This is a genomic window from Jiangella muralis (assembly GCF_001270745.1).
In the GTDB taxonomy this organism is placed as follows: domain Bacteria; phylum Actinomycetota; class Actinomycetes; order Jiangellales; family Jiangellaceae; genus Jiangella; species Jiangella muralis.
Genome location: NZ_LFXL01000026.1, coordinates 26,967 through 42,496, shown reverse-complemented (window position 1 = coordinate 42,496; position 15,530 = coordinate 26,967). Strand labels below are relative to the sequence as shown.

The 15,530-nt window shown below is 73.3% G+C and carries 21 protein-coding genes; 5 read left to right on the top strand and 16 right to left on the bottom strand.

The genetic code is table 11. The features are described from left to right. Positions 1 to 4 precede the first annotated feature (4 nt). The 3 genes from ACW62_RS21560 to ACW62_RS21550 form a co-directional block, all read right to left on the bottom strand. Complete coding sequence (locus tag ACW62_RS21560; protein WP_053206191.1) at positions 5 to 466, bottom strand: MBL fold metallo-hydrolase; 462 nt, start codon at positions 464 to 466, stop codon at positions 5 to 7. Between the two features lie 5 nt (positions 467 to 471). After that, entirely contained in the window at positions 472 to 840 is a 369-nt protein-coding gene (locus ACW62_RS21555) for a helix-turn-helix domain-containing protein (protein WP_420843609.1), read from the bottom strand. Between the two features lie 64 nt (positions 841 to 904). Beyond that, positions 905 to 2,215: a glycoside hydrolase family 15 protein gene (locus ACW62_RS21550; protein WP_157574900.1), complete on the bottom strand. Its 1,311-nt coding sequence runs from the start codon at positions 2,213 to 2,215 to the stop codon at positions 905 to 907. 104 nt (positions 2,216 to 2,319) lie between these two features. Between ACW62_RS21550 and ACW62_RS21545 the strand changes: the two genes are divergently transcribed. Next, the gene (locus tag ACW62_RS21545; RefSeq protein ID WP_053206188.1) at positions 2,320 to 3,582 is read left to right on the top strand and encodes an APC family permease; all 1,263 of its coding nucleotides are present in this window, start codon (positions 2,320 to 2,322) and stop codon (positions 3,580 to 3,582) included. A gap of 241 nt (positions 3,583 to 3,823) precedes the next feature. Here the strand turns inward: ACW62_RS21545 and ACW62_RS21540 are convergent, their stop codons facing one another. The 4 genes from ACW62_RS21540 to ACW62_RS21525 are packed head-to-tail and all read right to left on the bottom strand — an operon-like array spanning position 3,824 to position 6,596. Continuing rightward, entirely contained in the window at positions 3,824 to 4,216 is a 393-nt protein-coding gene (locus tag ACW62_RS21540) for a DUF6463 family protein (protein WP_157574899.1), read from the bottom strand. Between the two features lie 26 nt (positions 4,217 to 4,242). Further along, on the bottom strand, positions 4,243 to 4,821 hold the full coding sequence (locus tag ACW62_RS34845) for a TetR/AcrR family transcriptional regulator (protein WP_053206186.1): 579 nt from the start codon (positions 4,819 to 4,821) through the stop codon (positions 4,243 to 4,245). Beyond that, positions 4,818 to 5,783, bottom strand: coding sequence for an asparaginase (locus tag ACW62_RS21530; protein WP_053206185.1), 966 nt, complete (start codon positions 5,781 to 5,783; stop codon positions 4,818 to 4,820). Before ACW62_RS21530 ends, ACW62_RS34845 begins: the two co-directional genes overlap by 4 nt. 57 nt (positions 5,784 to 5,840) lie before the next feature. Beyond that, positions 5,841 to 6,596: an SDR family NAD(P)-dependent oxidoreductase gene (locus ACW62_RS21525; protein WP_240477373.1), complete on the bottom strand. Its 756-nt coding sequence runs from the start codon at positions 6,594 to 6,596 to the stop codon at positions 5,841 to 5,843. Positions 6,597 to 6,683: 87 nt separating this feature from the next. Between ACW62_RS21525 and dtd the strand changes: the two genes are divergently transcribed. Together dtd and ACW62_RS21515 are read left to right on the top strand one after the other, a co-directional pair. After that, a complete protein-coding gene (gene dtd / locus ACW62_RS21520) occupies positions 6,684 to 7,115 on the top strand; it encodes a D-aminoacyl-tRNA deacylase (protein ID WP_053206184.1) in 432 nt (143 codons plus the stop codon). A gap of 17 nt (positions 7,116 to 7,132) precedes the next feature. Further along, the gene (locus ACW62_RS21515) at positions 7,133 to 7,981 is read left to right on the top strand and encodes an NAD-dependent epimerase/dehydratase family protein (RefSeq protein ID WP_053206183.1); all 849 of its coding nucleotides are present in this window, start codon (positions 7,133 to 7,135) and stop codon (positions 7,979 to 7,981) included. On the opposite strand, the gene ygfZ is transcribed toward ACW62_RS21515, so the two are convergent. From ygfZ to ACW62_RS21500, 3 genes are all read right to left on the bottom strand, one after another. Next, positions 7,969 to 8,943, bottom strand: coding sequence for a CAF17-like 4Fe-4S cluster assembly/insertion protein YgfZ (gene ygfZ / locus ACW62_RS21510; RefSeq protein WP_053206182.1), 975 nt, complete (start codon positions 8,941 to 8,943; stop codon positions 7,969 to 7,971). The two genes, ACW62_RS21515 and ygfZ, sit on opposite strands and share 13 nt — an antisense overlap. A 29-nt stretch (positions 8,944 to 8,972) precedes the next feature. Then, positions 8,973 to 9,491, bottom strand: a complete 519-nt coding sequence (locus ACW62_RS21505) for a heme-binding beta-barrel domain-containing protein (protein WP_053206181.1) — start codon at positions 9,489 to 9,491, stop codon at positions 8,973 to 8,975. A gap of 108 nt (positions 9,492 to 9,599) precedes the next feature. After that, the gene (locus tag ACW62_RS21500) at positions 9,600 to 10,028 is read right to left on the bottom strand and encodes a YybH family protein (protein ID WP_053206180.1); all 429 of its coding nucleotides are present in this window, start codon (positions 10,026 to 10,028) and stop codon (positions 9,600 to 9,602) included. Positions 10,029 to 10,073: 45 nt separating this feature from the next. On the opposite strand from ACW62_RS21500, the gene ACW62_RS21495 reads away from it, so the two are divergent. Then, positions 10,074 to 10,436 carry a DsrE family protein gene (locus ACW62_RS21495; RefSeq protein ID WP_053206179.1) on the top strand — a complete coding sequence of 121 codons (363 nt, stop codon included), beginning with the start codon at positions 10,074 to 10,076 and terminating at the stop codon, positions 10,434 to 10,436. A 28-nt stretch (positions 10,437 to 10,464) separates the two neighbouring features. Here the strand turns inward: ACW62_RS21495 and ACW62_RS21490 are convergent, their stop codons facing one another. The 5 genes from ACW62_RS21490 to ACW62_RS21470 form a co-directional block, all read right to left on the bottom strand. Further along, entirely contained in the window at positions 10,465 to 10,761 is a 297-nt protein-coding gene (locus ACW62_RS21490; RefSeq protein ID WP_053206178.1) for a DUF1416 domain-containing protein, read from the bottom strand. A gap of 4 nt (positions 10,762 to 10,765) precedes the next feature. Continuing rightward, positions 10,766 to 11,614 carry a sulfurtransferase gene (locus ACW62_RS21485; RefSeq protein ID WP_053206177.1) on the bottom strand — a complete coding sequence of 283 codons (849 nt, stop codon included), beginning with the start codon at positions 11,612 to 11,614 and terminating at the stop codon, positions 10,766 to 10,768. Next, positions 11,611 to 12,054, bottom strand: coding sequence for a DUF4395 domain-containing protein (locus ACW62_RS21480; protein WP_053206176.1), 444 nt, complete (start codon positions 12,052 to 12,054; stop codon positions 11,611 to 11,613). Before ACW62_RS21480 ends, ACW62_RS21485 begins: the two co-directional genes overlap by 4 nt. Positions 12,055 to 12,304: 250 nt before the next feature. Continuing rightward, positions 12,305 to 12,709, bottom strand: a complete 405-nt coding sequence (locus ACW62_RS21475; protein WP_053206175.1) for a thioredoxin family protein — start codon at positions 12,707 to 12,709, stop codon at positions 12,305 to 12,307. 121 nt (positions 12,710 to 12,830) lie between these two features. Then, entirely contained in the window at positions 12,831 to 13,670 is an 840-nt protein-coding gene (locus ACW62_RS21470) for a hypothetical protein (protein ID WP_053206174.1), read from the bottom strand. 186 nt (positions 13,671 to 13,856) lie between these two features. Here ACW62_RS21470 and ACW62_RS21465 point away from each other — a divergent pair, with 186 nt between their 5' ends. Continuing rightward, a complete protein-coding gene (locus tag ACW62_RS21465; RefSeq protein ID WP_053206173.1) occupies positions 13,857 to 15,254 on the top strand; it encodes a PQQ-binding-like beta-propeller repeat protein in 1,398 nt (465 codons plus the stop codon). Here the strand turns inward: ACW62_RS21465 and ACW62_RS21460 are convergent. Beyond that, entirely contained in the window at positions 15,251 to 15,529 is a 279-nt protein-coding gene (locus tag ACW62_RS21460; RefSeq protein ID WP_053206172.1) for a MoaD/ThiS family protein, read from the bottom strand. The two genes, ACW62_RS21465 and ACW62_RS21460, sit on opposite strands and share 4 nt — an antisense overlap. Position 15,530: the final 1 nt, after the last annotated feature.

Below are 15,530 nucleotides of genomic sequence, written 5' to 3'. Positions count from 1 at the left end.
GAGGTCAGCGCTTGCCCTTCAGGTCGTCGGCCGCCTTCTCGGTGATCTCGGCCACCTCGTCGGCGGCGTCGGCCACCCGGCCGCGCACGTTCGCGACCGCGTGCTCGACGGCCGGCCCGTACTCGGCCCGCAGCTTCGTGACGACGCCCTCGCCACGGGTGGCGAACTGCTCGTACGCCTTGCCCGCCTCACGACCGGCGTCGGCCAGCAGCTCGCGCACCTTCTGCGGCAGGTCGGCGGCCTTCGCCTGCGCCGTCAGCAGGAGGTCGGGCAGGCCGGCGCGGAACGCCTGCACGTCGGCCGGCAGCTCGGCGAACCGCGTGCGGAACTCGTCGCGCAGCTTCTCGTCGTTGACGGCCTCGGTGAGCTTCGCCGGCAGCTCGCGCAGCGCCGCCACGGCGGCCTCGGCCGCACCGGCGGCGGCGTAGAGGGGCTTGCGGTCGGTGTTCGTGGTCTCGGTGGTCATGGGGATCACCCTTCTTTCTCGGTGCCGTGGCGCGCGGCGTTCGCGGCCCGGAACGATGCGTAGACGTCGAGCAGCGCCCGCTTCTGCTGCTCGTCGAGGCCGGGGTCGGCCAGGACGGCGTCCTCGACGCTGTGGTCGCCGCTGGGTTCGTCCAGCAGCCCGGCCCGGACGTAGAGCGCCTCGGAGGAGATGCGCAGCGCCTTCGCGATCTGCTGCAACACCTCGGCCGACGGTTTGCGCAGGCCGCGCTCGATCTGGCTGAGGTACGGGTTGCTGACGCCGGCGAGGTCGGACAGCTGCCGCAGCGACAGCTGCGCGGTGCGCCGCTGGTCGCGGAGGAACTCGCCGATCCCGGCCGTCGTCATGTACTCCACGGTAGCTAACTCTTGCAAGCATTTGCAAGCGGCGGCTAGCGCGGACGGTGTGCCTCGCCGATGATCATGGGACGACGGGGAGGCCGTCCTCCAGCTCCGCCAGCGTGAGCAGTACCAGCGACGACGTCCACGCCAGCGGCGCCACCGAGGCCGGCGTCGCCTCGGAGTCGACCTTCTCGGGCAGCGAGCCGAGCGGCGTGCGGTAGTCGTCGAGGAAGGTCAGCAGGCGGTCGGCGTCCTCACGATCGCCGTTGCCGGCCAGGGCGAGCGCCAGCAGCGCCGTCTCGGGCGTCCACGCGACGTCGACGTCCTTGTGCCAGGCCTCGCCGGGACGGTGGCCGCCGTTGGGCACCCGCAGCGCCAGCTCGGTGTCGCGCACCGCGGCGCTGACCTCGGGCGTCGACGGCGCGAAGGGCGGGGCGAGGAACGTCACCGCGGCATCGGCGCCACCCTCGGGGCGGGTGCGGGGGTAGCCGTGGGCGCCGAACTCGCGCGTGATCGCCTCGTCCAGGCGGCGGGCGGCGTTGCTCCACACGAACGGGTCGTCGACGCCGATCAGCGGGGCCAGCGCGAGCGCCGAGCGCAGCCCGAGCGACAGCGGCGCCGCCACCCCGAGCGTCAGCTCCGACTCGTCCTTCTCCCAGTAGTCCGACGACGGCTCGGGCAGGCCATCCTCCTGGAGGGACGCGACGATCGCGTTCGCCGACGCGATGACGGCCGGCCGCAGGTCCTCCAGCACCTCGGATGCGACCTCCGGCTCGACCGTCCGCGACACCAGCCACACCGCCCACAGCACCCAGCCGGCACTGTCGAGCTGCTTGGGCCGGTCGTCGGGCGGGCCGGAGCCGTCGGCGAGGTACCGCGCCTCCCACTCGCCGTCGGCCGGGGCCACCCGGGCGAGGAAGCCGAGCACGTCGGCCGCTTCGTCGTCGTGCCCGGTGACGGCGTAGGCGGCGGCCGCGAACGACGCGTCGCGGGGCCAGACGTGCCGCCAGGCGGTGACGGGGGCGGCGATCAGCGCGCCGGTCGGCGAGGTCAGCGCGCGCAGGTCGAGCAGCGCCCGCTCGGACATCGCGTGGTACCTGGTCCCGTGGCCGGGGATGTCGCCGTCGGACAGCCAGCGCCGGTCGTCGTCGATGCGGGCGGCGACGTCGGGATCGGACCGGTTCGCGGAGCTGAGCACGCTGCTGCCGGGCACGAACGCCGCGTCGGACCCGACCGGCACCGTGGCCACCGCGCCGCCGGCCTCGACCATGACGCCGTCGGCCCGGAGCGGGAGCACGGTGCCGCGCGACGGGGCCATGCTGAGTGCGGCGATGACGAGGATCACCGCCGGCAGCCCTATGCGCCACCCGAGGCGGCGGGACGATCGCACCTCACCAGCGTACGTGGTCCAGACCATTGCGACGTTCCCCGCCAGGTCACGGTTCGGTCGCCGTGCGTTCTCCGGGAGTTGGTTCCGTGGTCCACGATGGTGCTGTGGCCCCACCCCCAGAGTCTCGGCTGGTCAGACGGCTCGGCACCGGCGACGCTGTCGCGATCGGGCTGGCCGCGATGATCGGCACCGGCGTCTTCGTCGCCTGGCAGCCGGCGGCGTCGGCGGCCGGTGCGTGGCTGCTGGCCGGGCTGGCCGTCGCGGCGTTCGTCGCCTTCTGCAACGCGACGTCGACCGCCCAGCTGGCCGCCGTCCACCCGGAGGCCGGCGGCGCCTACCACTACGGGCGGCTGCGGCTCGGCGACGCGTGGGGCGCGCTGGCGGGGTACGCGTTCGTGCTGGGCAAGTCGGCGTCGTGTGCGACGGCGGCGCTGGCGGTCGGCGCGTACCTGTGGCCGTCGCACGACGTTGCGGTGGCGCTGGCGGCGGTCGTGGCCGTGACGGCGGTGAACCTGGCCGGGGTGAGGAGGACGGCGCGGGTCGGCGCCGTGCTCGTGGCGCTGGTGATCGCCGTGCTGGCGGCGGTCGTCGGGACCGGGCTGGGCGGCGCCGGGGTGGCGCCGGACTGGTCGTCCGGGTCGTCCGGCGGGGTGCTGGGCGTGCTCGGCTCGGCCGCTGTGCTGTTCTACGCGTTCGCCGGGTACGCGCGCATCGCGACGCTGGGCGAGGAGGTCCGCGACCCCGCGTCGATCCCCCGCGCCGTCATCGTGTCGCTGACGGCGGCGCTGGTGCTCTACGCCGTGGTCGGGCTGACGGTGCTGCTGGTGCTCGGCGCGTCCGGGACGGTGGACTCGTCGCAGCCGCTGCGGGCGGTGGCGGCCGCCGCGGGCGCCGGCTGGCTGGAGCCGGTCGTGGCGGCGGGCGCCGCGGTGGCCGCGCTGGGCGCGCTGCTGTCGTTGCAGGCCGGCGTCGGGCGGACGGCGTTCGCGATGGCGTCGGCCGGCGACCTCCCGGCCCGGCTCGCGGCCGTCCACGCCCGCCGTCGCGTCCCGCACGTCGCCGAACTGGCCTCCGCCGTCGTGACGGTCGTGTTCGTGCTGGTCGGCGACCTCGCGACGACGCTCGCGGCGAGCGCCTTCGCGGTGCTGGTGTACTACGCGGTCGCCAACGCGGCGTCGTGGCGGCTGGGTCCGGACGAGCGCCGGTGGCCACGCTGGCTGTCCGCCGTCGGCCTCGCGTCGTGCGTGCTGCTCGCGGTGTCGCTGCCCTGGCGGACGGTCGTCGTGGGCGCCGCCGTCCTCCTCGTCGTCATGGGCGTCCGCGCGATCCTGCGCTGGCAGGGTGTGTCTCCCAAGTCTCGGCCGTAGCGAGCGGCGTCCAGGGTGGATGCCGCGCAAGATGCGAGGAGCGACGACTGCCGAGAACGATCAGGTGACGGAACCGCCCGGCATTCGCGCGTTTGTGTCACCTGATCATCTCCACGATGCGGACACAAAACGATCAGGTGACGAAGACGCGGCCAATCTGGGCGATACGTCACCTGATCATCGGCAGCAGCAGCGGCGCCGCCCGGACGCCGCGCAGTAGGCCACGGACCCGGGCGACACCCTAGGCGCCGGCCGTGACCCGCCGGGGCTGCCGCAGCGTCAGGACGGCCGGGACGAGGAAGGCCCAGAACCCCGAGACCGGCATGAGCGCGGCGCCCCACCCGGTCAGCGCCAGCAGCCCCCAGCCCAGGGCGCGGGGCGGCGCGTCACCCCGTCGCTCCAGAGACCGCACGACGCCGCCGAGCAGGCCGAGACCAAGACCGGCCGTGACGTACCAGAAGCCCACCCCGCGCTCGGCGATCAGCGCGGGATCGGCCTCGACCGCTAGGACGACGCCGGCCTCCCAGGTCGAGCGCAGCGAGTCGGGATAGATCACCGGGGCGCTCAGGACGTGCAGGCCGGCGATGACCAGCAACGACCAGCCGACGAGCGGGCGGCGCACAGTCTGCGTCATGGTGCCATGATGGCACAATGTGCCAACTACGGCCAGATGGGTGCCAGCCGGACGAGGATCAACTCGACGGCCTCGGCGACGGTGCCGCCGTCCTCGGCCGCCCACCGCAGCATCGCCGCGTCCAGCGCACCCAGATAGGCGCCGGCGATGACCACGGCGGTCGCCCGGTCGAGCGGCGTGCCGCGGGCCGGGTCCTCCAGCACCGTGACCACGCGCGCCGTCCAGGCCGGGTTCGCGAGGAACGCCGCCTGGAGGGCGGGAACGGCGTCGCTGATGCGCCAGGCGGTGCGGATCCGTGCGCTCTCGGCGTCCAGGTGCGCCCCGATGGCGCGGGCGGCGTGCTCGATGACGTCACGCGGCGGGAGGTCGGGCGCGGCCGCGGCGACCACGTCGTCCCACATCGCCATCCATTCGACCGGGAGGTCGAGCAGGATCCGGTCCTTCGTCGGGAAGTGGCGATACAGCGTGCGCCGCGACACCCCGGCGTCAGCCGCGATCTGCTCCATGGTCACCGCCTCGTAGCCGCGCTCGTCGAACAGCCGCAGCCCCGCCTCGACGATCTCGCCGCGGGTCGCGCGCTGCCGGCGGGCACGGAGGTCGCTCACAGCTCCGGCCAGTCGACGGCGGTTCGGAGGGTGCCGACGGGGTGACCACCGCCGAGGACGGGGACGGTGGACAGCTCGTCCAGCGCCGGGGCGTCGACCCCGAGCCGCCGGAGCGCGGCCACCAGGACCGGCATGCGCGCCCGCGTTCCCCCGTCGTCGATCTTGACGGCGACCGCGCGGCCGTCGTCGAGGGCGGCGGCGAGGACGGCTTCGGCGCCGCCCTTGGCGACCAGGCCGGGCACGCCGCGGATCAGCTGCATCTCGTCGCGCGTGGTGCCGCTGGTGTACTCGGGGTGCGCCCGGATCGCGTCGGCCACCCGCCGCTCCGGCGTCCCCGACTGCGCCAGCGCGAGCGCCCGGAAGATCCGGGCCAGCCCGGTCAGGGACATCGCGAACAGCGGCGCGCCGCAGCCGTCGACGCCGGTGTGCGTCGCCGGCGCCCCCGCCAGCGAGCCGACGGTGTCGTGGATCGCCGCCTGCAGCGGATGCGCCGGGTCCAGATAGTCCTCGACCGGCCATGAGTTGACGACGCAGGTGAGCAGCATCGCGGCATGCTTGCCGGAGCAGTCGGCGGCCAGCGACGACGGCTCACCGCCCGTGCGGACGTAGTCGACCATCGTGGTGTGGTCGATCGGGAAGCCCGGCGTGTTCCGCAGCGCCGACTCGTCCAGCCCGCCGAGCGCGAGGATGCGCCGCACGCCGTCGAGGTGGATCGGCTCGCCGGAGTGGCTGGCCGCCGCGAGCGCCAGCAGCTCGCCGTCCAGCGGCAGCCCCAGCCGGACCATCGCCGCGGCCTGCGCCGGCTTGTTCGACGACCGCGGGTACATCGGCTCCTCGGCGCGGCCGGCGGTGAACGCCACCGACCCGTCGGCGGCCAGCGCGGCCACCGAGCCATGGTGCCGGGACTCCACCAGCCCCGACCGGACCACCTCAGCCACCAGGACGGCGTCGCCCGCGTGCATGTCGCTCCTCGCTTCTCGGCGCAAATCGGTGCGACGATCCTGTCACGCGCCCGTCCGTCAGATGGAGAAACCGCCGTCGACCAGCACCGACGTCCCGGTGATGTAGCGGCCGTCGTCGCCGGCGAGGTGCGCGACGGTGGCGGCGATCTCGGCCGGGTCGGCGTACCGGCCCAGCGCCGTGTGCGACCGGACGGTGTCGGAGTACGGCCCGTCGGCCGGGGAGAGGTCGGTGTCGGTGGGGCCGGGGTGCACGATGTTGGCCCGGATCCCCCGGCTGCCGAGATCGCGCGCCATGCCCTTCGTCAGCCCGGTCAGCGCGGTCTTGCTCATCGCGTACAGCCCGTAGCCGGGGAAGACGGTGCGCTCGGCGACCAGGCTGCCGATGGTCACGATGCTGCCGCCGTCGGTCATGTGCCGGGCGGCGGCCTTGGAGGCGACGAACGGCGCCCGGACGTTCACCGCGATGGTGCGGTCGAACTCGTCCAAGCCGAGCTCCTCGATGGGCCCGACGGGGTATCGCGCGGCATTGTTGACCAGGATGTCCAGGCGGCCGAACCGGTCGGCGACGGTGTCGACGGCGGCCGTCAGCGCGACGGCGTCGGCGCTGTCGACCCGCAGGGCGAGCGCGCGCCGTCCGGCCTCCTCGACCGCGGCGACCACCTTGTCCGCGGCCGCGGTGTCGGCGAGGTAGGTGAAGGCGACGTCGGCGCCGTCCTCGGCCAGCCGGCGGACCACCGCCGCGCCGATGCCCCTGCTGCCGCCGATGACCATGGCCGCCCTGCCGTCGAGCCCTGTTCTCGTCTGCATGTTCATGTCTCCAGTGTCCGCTCGCGGGGACCGCGTAGCTGGCGGCTTTCGGCCGCCGCGCCGGCGCCTGGACGCGCGTGCGACGATGCGGGGATGCGAGCGGTCGTGCAGCGGGTGACGTCGGCGTCGGTCTCGGTGGACGGGGAGGTCGTCGGGGCGATCGAGCCGGACGGGCAGGGCCTGCTGGTGTTGGTCGGGGTGACCCACGACGACAGCGCCGACGACGCCGCCAAGCTGGCCCGCAAGGTCTGGGGCCTGCGCATCCTCGCCGACGAGCGGTCCGCATCCGACGTCGGCGCGCCGATCCTCGTCGTCAGCCAGTTCACGCTCTACGCCGACACCGCGAAGGGCCGCCGCCCGTCCTGGGGCGCGGCGGCGCCGGGACCGGTGTCCGAGCCGCTCGTGGCCGAGTTCGTGGCCGCGCTACGCGGGCTCGGCGCGGCCGTCGAGACCGGCGTGTTCGGCGCGGACATGCGGGTCAGCCTGGTCAACGACGGCCCGGTGACACTGCTCCTCGACACCTGACGCCCGCGGAGGACCTCATGATCATCGTGACCGGTGGCAGCGGCCAGGCCGGCCGGGCCTGCGTCGCGGACCTGACGGCGCACGGCTACGACGTCGTCTCGGTGGACCTCGTGCCGCCGGCCGACCCGTCGGTCCGGCACAGCCGCGTCGACCTCACCGACTACGGGCAGACGGTCGCGGCGTTCGCCGGCATCGACGACCGCGTCGACGGCGTGACGGGCATCGTGCACCTGGCCGCGATCCGGGCGCCGGGGCTGGCGCCGAACCCCGTCACGTTCTCCGTCAACACGCTGAGCACTTACAACGTGTTCGAGGCGGCCCGCCAGCTGGACATCAAGAACGTCGTGTGGGCGTCCAGCGAGACGGTGCTCGGGCTGCCGTTCGACACGCCGCCGCCGTACGTCCCCGTCGACGAGGACTACCCGGGCCGGCCGGAGACCGCGTACTCGCTGTCCAAGCTGGTCGGCGAGACGATGGCCGAGCAGTTCTGCCGGTGGGATCCGGAGCGCAAGATCATCGGGCTGCGGCTGTCGAACGTCATGGACCCCGAGGACTACGAACGGTTCGCGTCGTTCCAGGACGACCCGCTGCTGCGCAAGTGGAACCTGTGGGGCTACATCGACGCCCGCGACGCCGCGCAGGCCGTCCGGCTGGCCCTCGAGGCGCCGCTGACCGGCGCGGACGTGTTCGTCATCGCCAACGCCGACACCGTCATGGAGCGGCCCAACGGCGAGCTGCTGGACGAGGTGTTCCCGGCCGTCGAGCGGCGTCGCGACGTCGGCGAGCACGAGACGCTGCTGTCGATCGACAAGGCCCGCCGGGTGCTCGGCTACGAACCGCGCTACGGCTGGCGTCAGCGCAGCTGAGGCCGCACGTGCAAGCCGGCCTCGGGGTCGACGACGACCTCCTGGGCGGCGGCCACCCCGCCGGCCAGCAGCTGGGCGTCGACCGGGGTGTTCCGCTTGAGGACGGCGAGCGCGATCGGCCCCAGCTCGTGGTGGCGGGCGGCCGAGCCGACGGTGCCGACGGTGCGGCCGTCCAGCTCGACGGGGTCGCCGTGCTCGGGCAGGGTGTCGACGGAGCCGTCGAGGTGCAGCAGGACGAGGCGGCGCGGCGGCCGGCCGAGCGTGTGCACCCGCGCGACGGTCTCCTGACCGCGGTAGCAGCCCTTGTCGAGGTGGACGGCGGTGCCGATCCAGCCGACCTCGTGCGGGATGGTGCGGTCGTCGGTGTCGAGGCCCTGACGTGGCTCGCGCGCCTCGATGCGCAGCGCCTCGTGCGCCCAGACGCCGGCCGGCTGGGTGACGTACGCGGCCAGCTCGGCCCGCGGGACGAACACGTCGCGCCCCCGCTCGGTGACGCGGCTCAGGTGCGCGGCGGCCGGCTCGGTGACCGGCTCCCACACGACGGCGAACTCGTCCGTCACGTCGGCGACCTCGACCTGGGACCAGAACTTCATCTTCTCCAGGTAGTCGCGCAGCGGCTCGGCCGACGTCCGCTCGGTGTGGAACCAGAACGCCTCGCCGTCGTCGACGCCGTAGAGCGCGTGCTCGACCCGGCCGTTCGCGTCGAGGACCAGCGCGGACGTGGCCCGATGCGGCTCGAGGTGCTCGACGTGCTGGGTGAGGAGCTGGTGCAGCCAGGTCAGGCGGTCGGGCCCACCGACCCGCAGGACGCCGCGGTGCGAGAGGTCGACCGCGCCCTTGCCGGCGACGAGGCGGCGCTGCTCGCGAAACGGGTCGCCGTAGTGCGCGGCGACGCCGTCGTCGGGCTCGGTGGCCGCGACGGCCCCGGGGGTGGCGAGCAGCGGGCTGCGGTAGACGTCCATACCCTCATTCAACACCGCGGACGAGCGAATCAGTCCCGGGCTTCGGCGGCGCCGGTGACCCGCTTGAGCTCGGCGGACAGGTGCGGCTGCAGTTCCTGGCCCATGGCCGACATCTCGTAGACGTACATCAGCGCACCCTCGACCAGCCCGTACAGCCGGTGGCCGGTGCGGTAGTCCTTGGCGGTCTCGGTCTTCAGGACGCCGCGCGTGGCCAGTTCGACCCGGGCCGGCTCGGTCTGCCCGATGTAGATCTCGACGAACCCGGTCGGGTGCGTGAGCAGCACCTCGATCTCGTCGTTCTCCTGCGGCCGCCAGTAGCCGGTCTCCCGCGCCGCGGGCCGCACCAGGTTGCCGTCGTCGTCCAGGATCCAGCTGCGGCTGCGGTACGACAGGAACGGCTTGTCCGGGACGTAGCCGAACTCGACCTCCTGGCCGAACCGGAACGCCTCGATCGTCGGGTAGTCGCCGAGGCCCGCGCCCTCCCAGCGGCCGAGCAGCCAGGCGATCGGCAGGCAGGCCGGGTGGAGGTCGTCCGGGATCTCGATCAAGCCTGGCCCTTGAACAGCTTGTAGACCACGAGCACGCCCATCATCCCGGCGGCGATGGTGACCAGGACGAGGATGCTGGTGAAGACGAGTTCGAGCACGCCCCGCAGTCTATCCGCCGGGAACGAGGTCCATGGCCGCGGTCCCCTGCGGGAACTCGACCGGCAGCGAGACGTGCTCGTGCGCGATCGTCCAGCCGCCGGCGCCACGCCGCAGCCCGTCCGTGGCACGGACCCAGTAGCCGACCTCGCGGCCGGTCGCCAGCGTGCCGCTGGTCCGGATCAGCATCCGCACGACGGCGACGTCGCCGCCCGCCTCGACGTGGACGTCGTGCGCCTGCTGGCCGATCGGGCCGGACCAGCGGGCGAACCAGTCGGCGAACCGGTCGCGCATGGCGGCCGCGCCCTGGTAGAGCAGCGGCGGGACGACGTCGAAGTACACGATGTCGTCGGCGTAGAACGACATCAGCCGGTCGAGGTCCTTCGCGTGGATGGCCGCGGACCGGGCGTCCAGCAGGGTCGTGATCTCGGTGGTGTCCATACCCTTACGACGAGGTGGCGCGCCTGTGTGTGAGGCTTGCGTTCCATGGAGCGCACCCTCGTCGTCAAGGTCACCGCCGGGTCTGACGCGCCGGAGCGGTGCTCGCAGGCCTTCACCGTCGCGACGACGGCGCTCGCCGCGGGCGCGTCGGTGTCGCTGTGGCTGACCGGCGAGTCGGCCTGGTTCGCGCTGCCCGGCCGGGCGGCCGAGTTCGAGCTTCCGCACGCGGCGCCGCTGCCCGACCTGCTCGACGCGCTGCTGGCCGGCGGCACGGTGACGCTGTGCACCCAGTGCGCCGCCCGCCGCGGCATCGGGCCGGACGACGTCATCGACGGCGTGCGCATCGCCGGCGCCCCGACCTTCGTCGAGGAGATCATGGCCGACGGCGTCCAGGCCCTCGTCTACTGAGGGCCTGGACGCCGCCTTTCGGACTGAATCAGCCGACGTGGACGTCGACGTCGGTCACGCCGATGTCGGCGACGACCGAGCGGTCGACGGTGTCGGCGCCGGGCGCCAGCGTGCGCAGCGTCCAGGTGCCGGGCGCGGCGAAGAACCGGAACTGGCCGGTCGCGCTGGTCGGGACCTCGGCGGTGAACTCGCCGGTCGCGTCCAGCAGCCGCACGTAGGCGCCCGACAGCGGCGCGTCGTCACGGTGCACGACGCCCTGGATGACGGTCTCCTTGGTCACGTCGACTCCTTCCAGCGAGACTCCGCCCGCAGTCGCTCCGCACATGAGGTCACGCCGCCCCGGGCTCGTCGCCGAGAGCGACCGGCACGCCGACCAGCGAGCCGTACTCCGTCCACGAGCCGTCGTAGTTCTTGACGTTCTCGACGCCGAGGATCTCGCGCAGCACGAACCACGTGTGCGACGAGCGCTCGCCGATGCGGCAGTAGGCGATGGTGTCCTTGCCGAAGTCGACGCCGACGCCGCCGTAGAGGGCGCGCAGCTCGTCGTCGGAGCGGAAGGTGCCGTCGTCGTTGGCCGCCTTGCTCCACGGGACGTTCGCCGCGGTCGGGATGTGACCCGGGACCTGCGACACCTCCTGCGGCAGGTGGGCCGGGGCCAGCAGCCGGCCGGCATACTCGTCGGGCGAGCGGACGTCGACCAGGTTCTGCGCGCCGATGGCGGCGACGACCTCGTCACGGAAGGCACGGATCGAGTTGTCCGGGTCCTGCGCGGTGTAGGTGGCCGCCGGGCGCGACGGGACGGTGTCGACCAGCTCGCGGCTCTCCAGCTCCCAGATCTTCCGGCCGCCGTCGAGCAGGCGCACGTCGCCGTGGCCGTAGACCTTGAAGTACCAGTACGCGTACGCGGCGAACCAGTTGTTGTTGCCGCCGTACAGCACGACGGTGTCGTCGTTGCCGATGCCGAGACCGCCGAGCAGCGCCTCGAACTGCTCCTTGTTCACGAAGTCACGACGCAGCGGGTCGCGCAGGTCGGTGGACCAGTTGACCTTCACGGCGCCGCGGATGTGGTTCTTGTCGTAGGCGGCGGTGTCCTCGTCGACCTCGACGAGCACCACCTTCGGGTTGTCGAGGTTCTGCTCGACCCAGTCGGCCGAGACGAGGCTGGACTCGCGGCTCATGACGCGACCTCCGTGGTGTTGGGTTGGGATGGGAACAGACGCCGGAAGGCGAGGTAGAACTCGCAGCCCAGGCAGAAGCCGAAGGCCGCGTTGAGGAACGCCGCGGCCAGCGCGGCCGCCACGACGACGTACGCGACCGCGGTCAGCCCGGCCGCGAAGGCGATGACGCCGGCGACGGCGAACACCAGCCCGACGGCCTGGGCGAACCGCGGCGGCGCGGCGTCTTCGAGCTCGCCGGGCGGACCGAGCCGGGGCCGGACGAGCTTCGCGTACAGCAGCCCGTACGGCGCCCGCGGCAACCCGAGCAACGCTCCGGCCGCGAACACCAGGCCCTGGACGGCCAGCAGCCAGGCGCTGCCGGTGACCAGGACGACCGCGAGCACGACGGCGGTGAGCGTGGCCGCGAACCGCGGACCTCGTGGGTCGATGCGAGTCGGCATGGTCCTCCTGACGTGGACGGAACGGGAGACGATCGTCAGGAACGGCAGAGGCCGAGGACGCGAATGCGTGGCCGCGTGGCGGGGCCGTTCCCCGTCAGGGCAGACAGAGCATGGACGCGGCGCGACCGAAGTCGATGGCGCGGCGCTTCCAGAGCTCGGTGCGGAACATGGGACGAGCGTACGGCGACGGCCCGCCGCCGTCACCGTCCGTATCAAATAACGAGATATGTCGTCTCGGGATCCGGCCAAATCAGCCTGGAAGGGCGGCCCTCACCTCCGCCAGCCGCGGCGCGCCGGTCGCCCGGCGGACGATGCGGCCACTGCCGTCGAGCACCAGCGTGGTGGGCGTACGCAGGATGTTCAGCCGCCGGACGAGGTCGAGATGGTGCTCGGCGTCGATCTCGACGTGCACGACGCCCTCGGTGTCGGCGGCGACGTGCGCCAGCGTGGCGCGGGCGGCCCGGCACGGCTGGCAGAACGCCGTCGAGAACTGCACCAGCGTCGCCCGCTCGCCCAACGGCGCGCCCAACTCATCCGGGCCCAGCAGCTGATCGTCCACCCTCGCCTCCACCACCCGGCCGTCGCGGGCACGCCGCCACAGCCCGAACGCCGTGGCGGCCGCGAGCACGGCGACGACGACCACCAGACCTGTCACATGGGGGACAACGCGTCCGCCGCGGCGGACGATTCCCACCCGGACCCCGCCCATCATGATCATCAACGATCCGCGACCTCATAGTGTCGCCACCGGTTGATGATCATGGCTGGTCGGGAAACTAGCTGACGAAGATGCGGCCCAGCACGTAGGCGACCGGCGCCGCGGCGACGAACGGCAGGCTGACCCGCAGCGGCAGGAACGCGCTCGCGCCCCGCGGCACGGCCGCGACCTCGGCGCCGTCGCCGTCTGCCTCGGCCGCCGGTGCGGCGCCCACCTGCACCGCGACCGGCTGTGGCTGCGGCGTGAACTCGTCGGCCAGGCGGTCGACGGCGGCGAACGCGACGGCCGACAGCAGGCCGGCGAACGTGGCGACGACGACGGCGCTGACGGCGGGCACGGCGTCGCCGACCCAGTCGGTGGTGAGCACCAGCGCGCCGGCGCCCACCGCGGCCAGCAGCACGCCGACCAGCCGGCGCACCGCCCGCGACATCGGCAGCGACTCGGCCAGCCCGACGGCGCCGACGCCCAGCAGTGCCAGCCCGACCGGGTACTCGCCGTCACCGGACTCGCGCAGCGCCAGCCAGGCGACCGGCAACACCGCCAGCACGCACGCCGTGACGGACACCGCCAGCGACGTGGTCAGCCCGGCCCGCCCGTCGCGCCGGAGCAGCTGGACCACGATCGACGCCACCAGCGTCGGGCCCAGGAACGCCGCCATGGGCGTGAGGTCGGAGCCGCCCTCGGTCCACGTCCACCCGAGCGCGCCGAGCCCGGCGACCAGCGCGACGCCGGCCGACCAGCGCGCCACGCCGACCCGGGCCGCGGCCACGCCGCCGAGCGTGAAGATCAGGATGACCAGGGCGAGGCCACCGGCCAGCAGGGCGCCCCCGGACGCCGACGCGAGGGCCAGTACGCCGGCGAGGGCGGCGACGGCCAGCGAGGCATGAACGGAGGGCACCTTTGAATGCTTGCAGACGCGGACCGCCCACCCGCGCCGAAATGACAACAACTCCGCAACAGTCCGGCTGCCCTCGAGGCACGGCGTGATCTCGGTCTCGCCTACTGGACGTGACCCGGTCCTCTACGGTATGTGGCACGTCGTTTCACGTACGACCTGCCAGTTCTGAGAGAGGACCCCCTGAACATGTCGGATACCCGCGTACGGCTGGCGGCGATCGTCGCCGTCGCCACGTTCGCCTTGACCGCCTGCGGCGACGACTCCGAGCCGTCCGCCACCGAGACCGGCACCGACGCGCCGTCGGAGCAGCCGTCGGACCAGGCGTCCACCCCCGAGCAGGCGGAGTTCGCCTGCCCGCCCGAGTTCCTCCCCGACATTCCCGAGGGCTTGGACCCGGCCGACTGCTGGTCCCAGCCCGGCCTGGAGCGTCCGGTGCTGGTCGACGACACCGTCTTCGCGCTGTACCCCGACCCGGCGGACCCGGACGCGCCCGGACAGGTGGTGGCCCTCGACGCCGAGACCGGCGCGCAGCGGTGGATGTCGGCCGTCCTGCCCGGCGAGGTGGCCGGGCTGCATGCCGTCGACGTCGGCGGCGACCCGGGCATCGCCGTCCTCGTCACCGAGCAGGACTCCGGCGACGCGCTCACCGAGGCGTCGGAGAGCTGGGGCTACCTCGCCTGGCCGTCCGAGGCGGGCGACGGCGACGACGCCCCCGCGGGCGTCGAGCCGGCCGAGCACGTCACCGTCCCGAAGGGCGAGAACCCGCACATCGAGGTGTACTGGACCGATCAGGGCGTGCTGGCCGGCGACTTCATCCTGAAGCCGGGCGCGACCGAGTTCACGCCGGTGAACATGGCTCCGGAGCCGATGGTCCTCGGCGCCTACGACCTGGACGAGTCCTTCACCGGCTTCTCCGGCGATCTGCTGCTCTCCTATGTCCGCGGCCAGGCGTGGCTGCCCGACGGCCCGTCGAACGGAGAGACGTACGTCGGGTGGCTGGCCCGTAGCGCCGACGGCACCGAGGCGTGGAACAACGTCGTGGGCACGCCGAACCAGGAGGACACGCTGTTCGGCGAGGGCCCGGTCCAGGTGGTCATCGTCGTCGGCGAATACCTGCTCACCATCACCCCGACCGATGAGAACTACACCGCGTTCGAGCTGAGCTGGCTCGACGCCGCCACGAACACCGCCGCCACACCCACCGCGGCGGACCTCGAGGGCGCCGAGCCGAGCGTGACCGCCACCGACATCATGGCCGACACGACGGCGCTGCTCTCGCCCGACGGCAAGCATCTGTTCGCCTCGTGGTCGACGCTGGCGCTGATCATCGACGTCGAGGCCGGGACCGCCACGCGGGTGCCGACCGACTTCGCCGTCCACGGCTCGGCGATCGATGACCGGACGTTCTTCGGCTCCACCGAGAACGGCAGCCTCACCATCGACCTCGCCAGCGGCGAGGCGACGGCGATCGAGGCGCCGCGGCAGCCCTTCGACGTCGTCGACGGCGACTTCGGCGCGGCGATCCTGGAGGGCGACATCGGCGAGCCGAGCTACCTGATCGGCGGCCGCCGCACCACGTCCTAGGGTCCGGTCGGGCTGCTCCCGCCCGCGAACGGCGGGAGCAGCTCGACCGCGGCGCCGTCGCGCAGGACGATGGCGGCCGGATCGCGGGTGCCGGCCGGGGTGCCGTCGACGACGACGGCGCAGATGTCGAGAACGGCGGCGAAGCGCGCGGACCCGCCGTGCGCCGAGCGGGCCGCGGCCAGCGCCTCGGCGAGCGTCCCGGCGTCGACGACCTCCTCGGGGATGCCCGCCGCCGCGCGAAGAGCAGCCCAGTACCTCAGCGTCACCTTCGCCATC

Coding starts and splice junctions, on each gene's coding strand:
- ACW62_RS21560 (WP_053206191.1), bottom strand. CDS start 466: ATGACCACCGAGACCACGAACACCGACCGCAAGCCCCTCTACGCCGCC.
- ACW62_RS21530 (WP_053206185.1), bottom strand. CDS start 5,783: ATGCACGCGGGCGACGCCGTCCTGGTGGCTGAGGTGGTCCGGTCGGGG.
- ACW62_RS21465 (WP_053206173.1), top strand. CDS start 13,857: ATGTCGGATACCCGCGTACGGCTGGCGGCGATCGTCGCCGTCGCCACG.
- ACW62_RS21485 (WP_053206177.1), bottom strand. CDS start 11,614: ATGAGCCGCGAGTCCAGCCTCGTCTCGGCCGACTGGGTCGAGCAGAAC.
- ACW62_RS21515 (WP_053206183.1), top strand. CDS start 7,133: ATGATCATCGTGACCGGTGGCAGCGGCCAGGCCGGCCGGGCCTGCGTC.
- ACW62_RS21460 (WP_053206172.1), bottom strand. CDS start 15,529: ATGGCGAAGGTGACGCTGAGGTACTGGGCTGCTCTTCGCGCGGCGGCG.
- ACW62_RS21480 (WP_053206176.1), bottom strand. CDS start 12,054: ATGCCGACTCGCATCGACCCACGAGGTCCGCGGTTCGCGGCCACGCTC.
- ACW62_RS21525 (WP_240477373.1), bottom strand. CDS start 6,596: ATGAACATGCAGACGAGAACAGGGCTCGACGGCAGGGCGGCCATGGTC.
- ygfZ (WP_053206182.1), bottom strand. CDS start 8,943: ATGGACGTCTACCGCAGCCCGCTGCTCGCCACCCCCGGGGCCGTCGCG.
- dtd (WP_053206184.1), top strand. CDS start 6,684: ATGCGAGCGGTCGTGCAGCGGGTGACGTCGGCGTCGGTCTCGGTGGAC.
- ACW62_RS21500 (WP_053206180.1), bottom strand. CDS start 10,028: ATGGACACCACCGAGATCACGACCCTGCTGGACGCCCGGTCCGCGGCC.
- ACW62_RS21495 (WP_053206179.1), top strand. CDS start 10,074: ATGGAGCGCACCCTCGTCGTCAAGGTCACCGCCGGGTCTGACGCGCCG.
- ACW62_RS21540 (WP_157574899.1), bottom strand. CDS start 4,216: ATGACGCAGACTGTGCGCCGCCCGCTCGTCGGCTGGTCGTTGCTGGTC.
- ACW62_RS21490 (WP_053206178.1), bottom strand. CDS start 10,761: ATGTGCGGAGCGACTGCGGGCGGAGTCTCGCTGGAAGGAGTCGACGTG.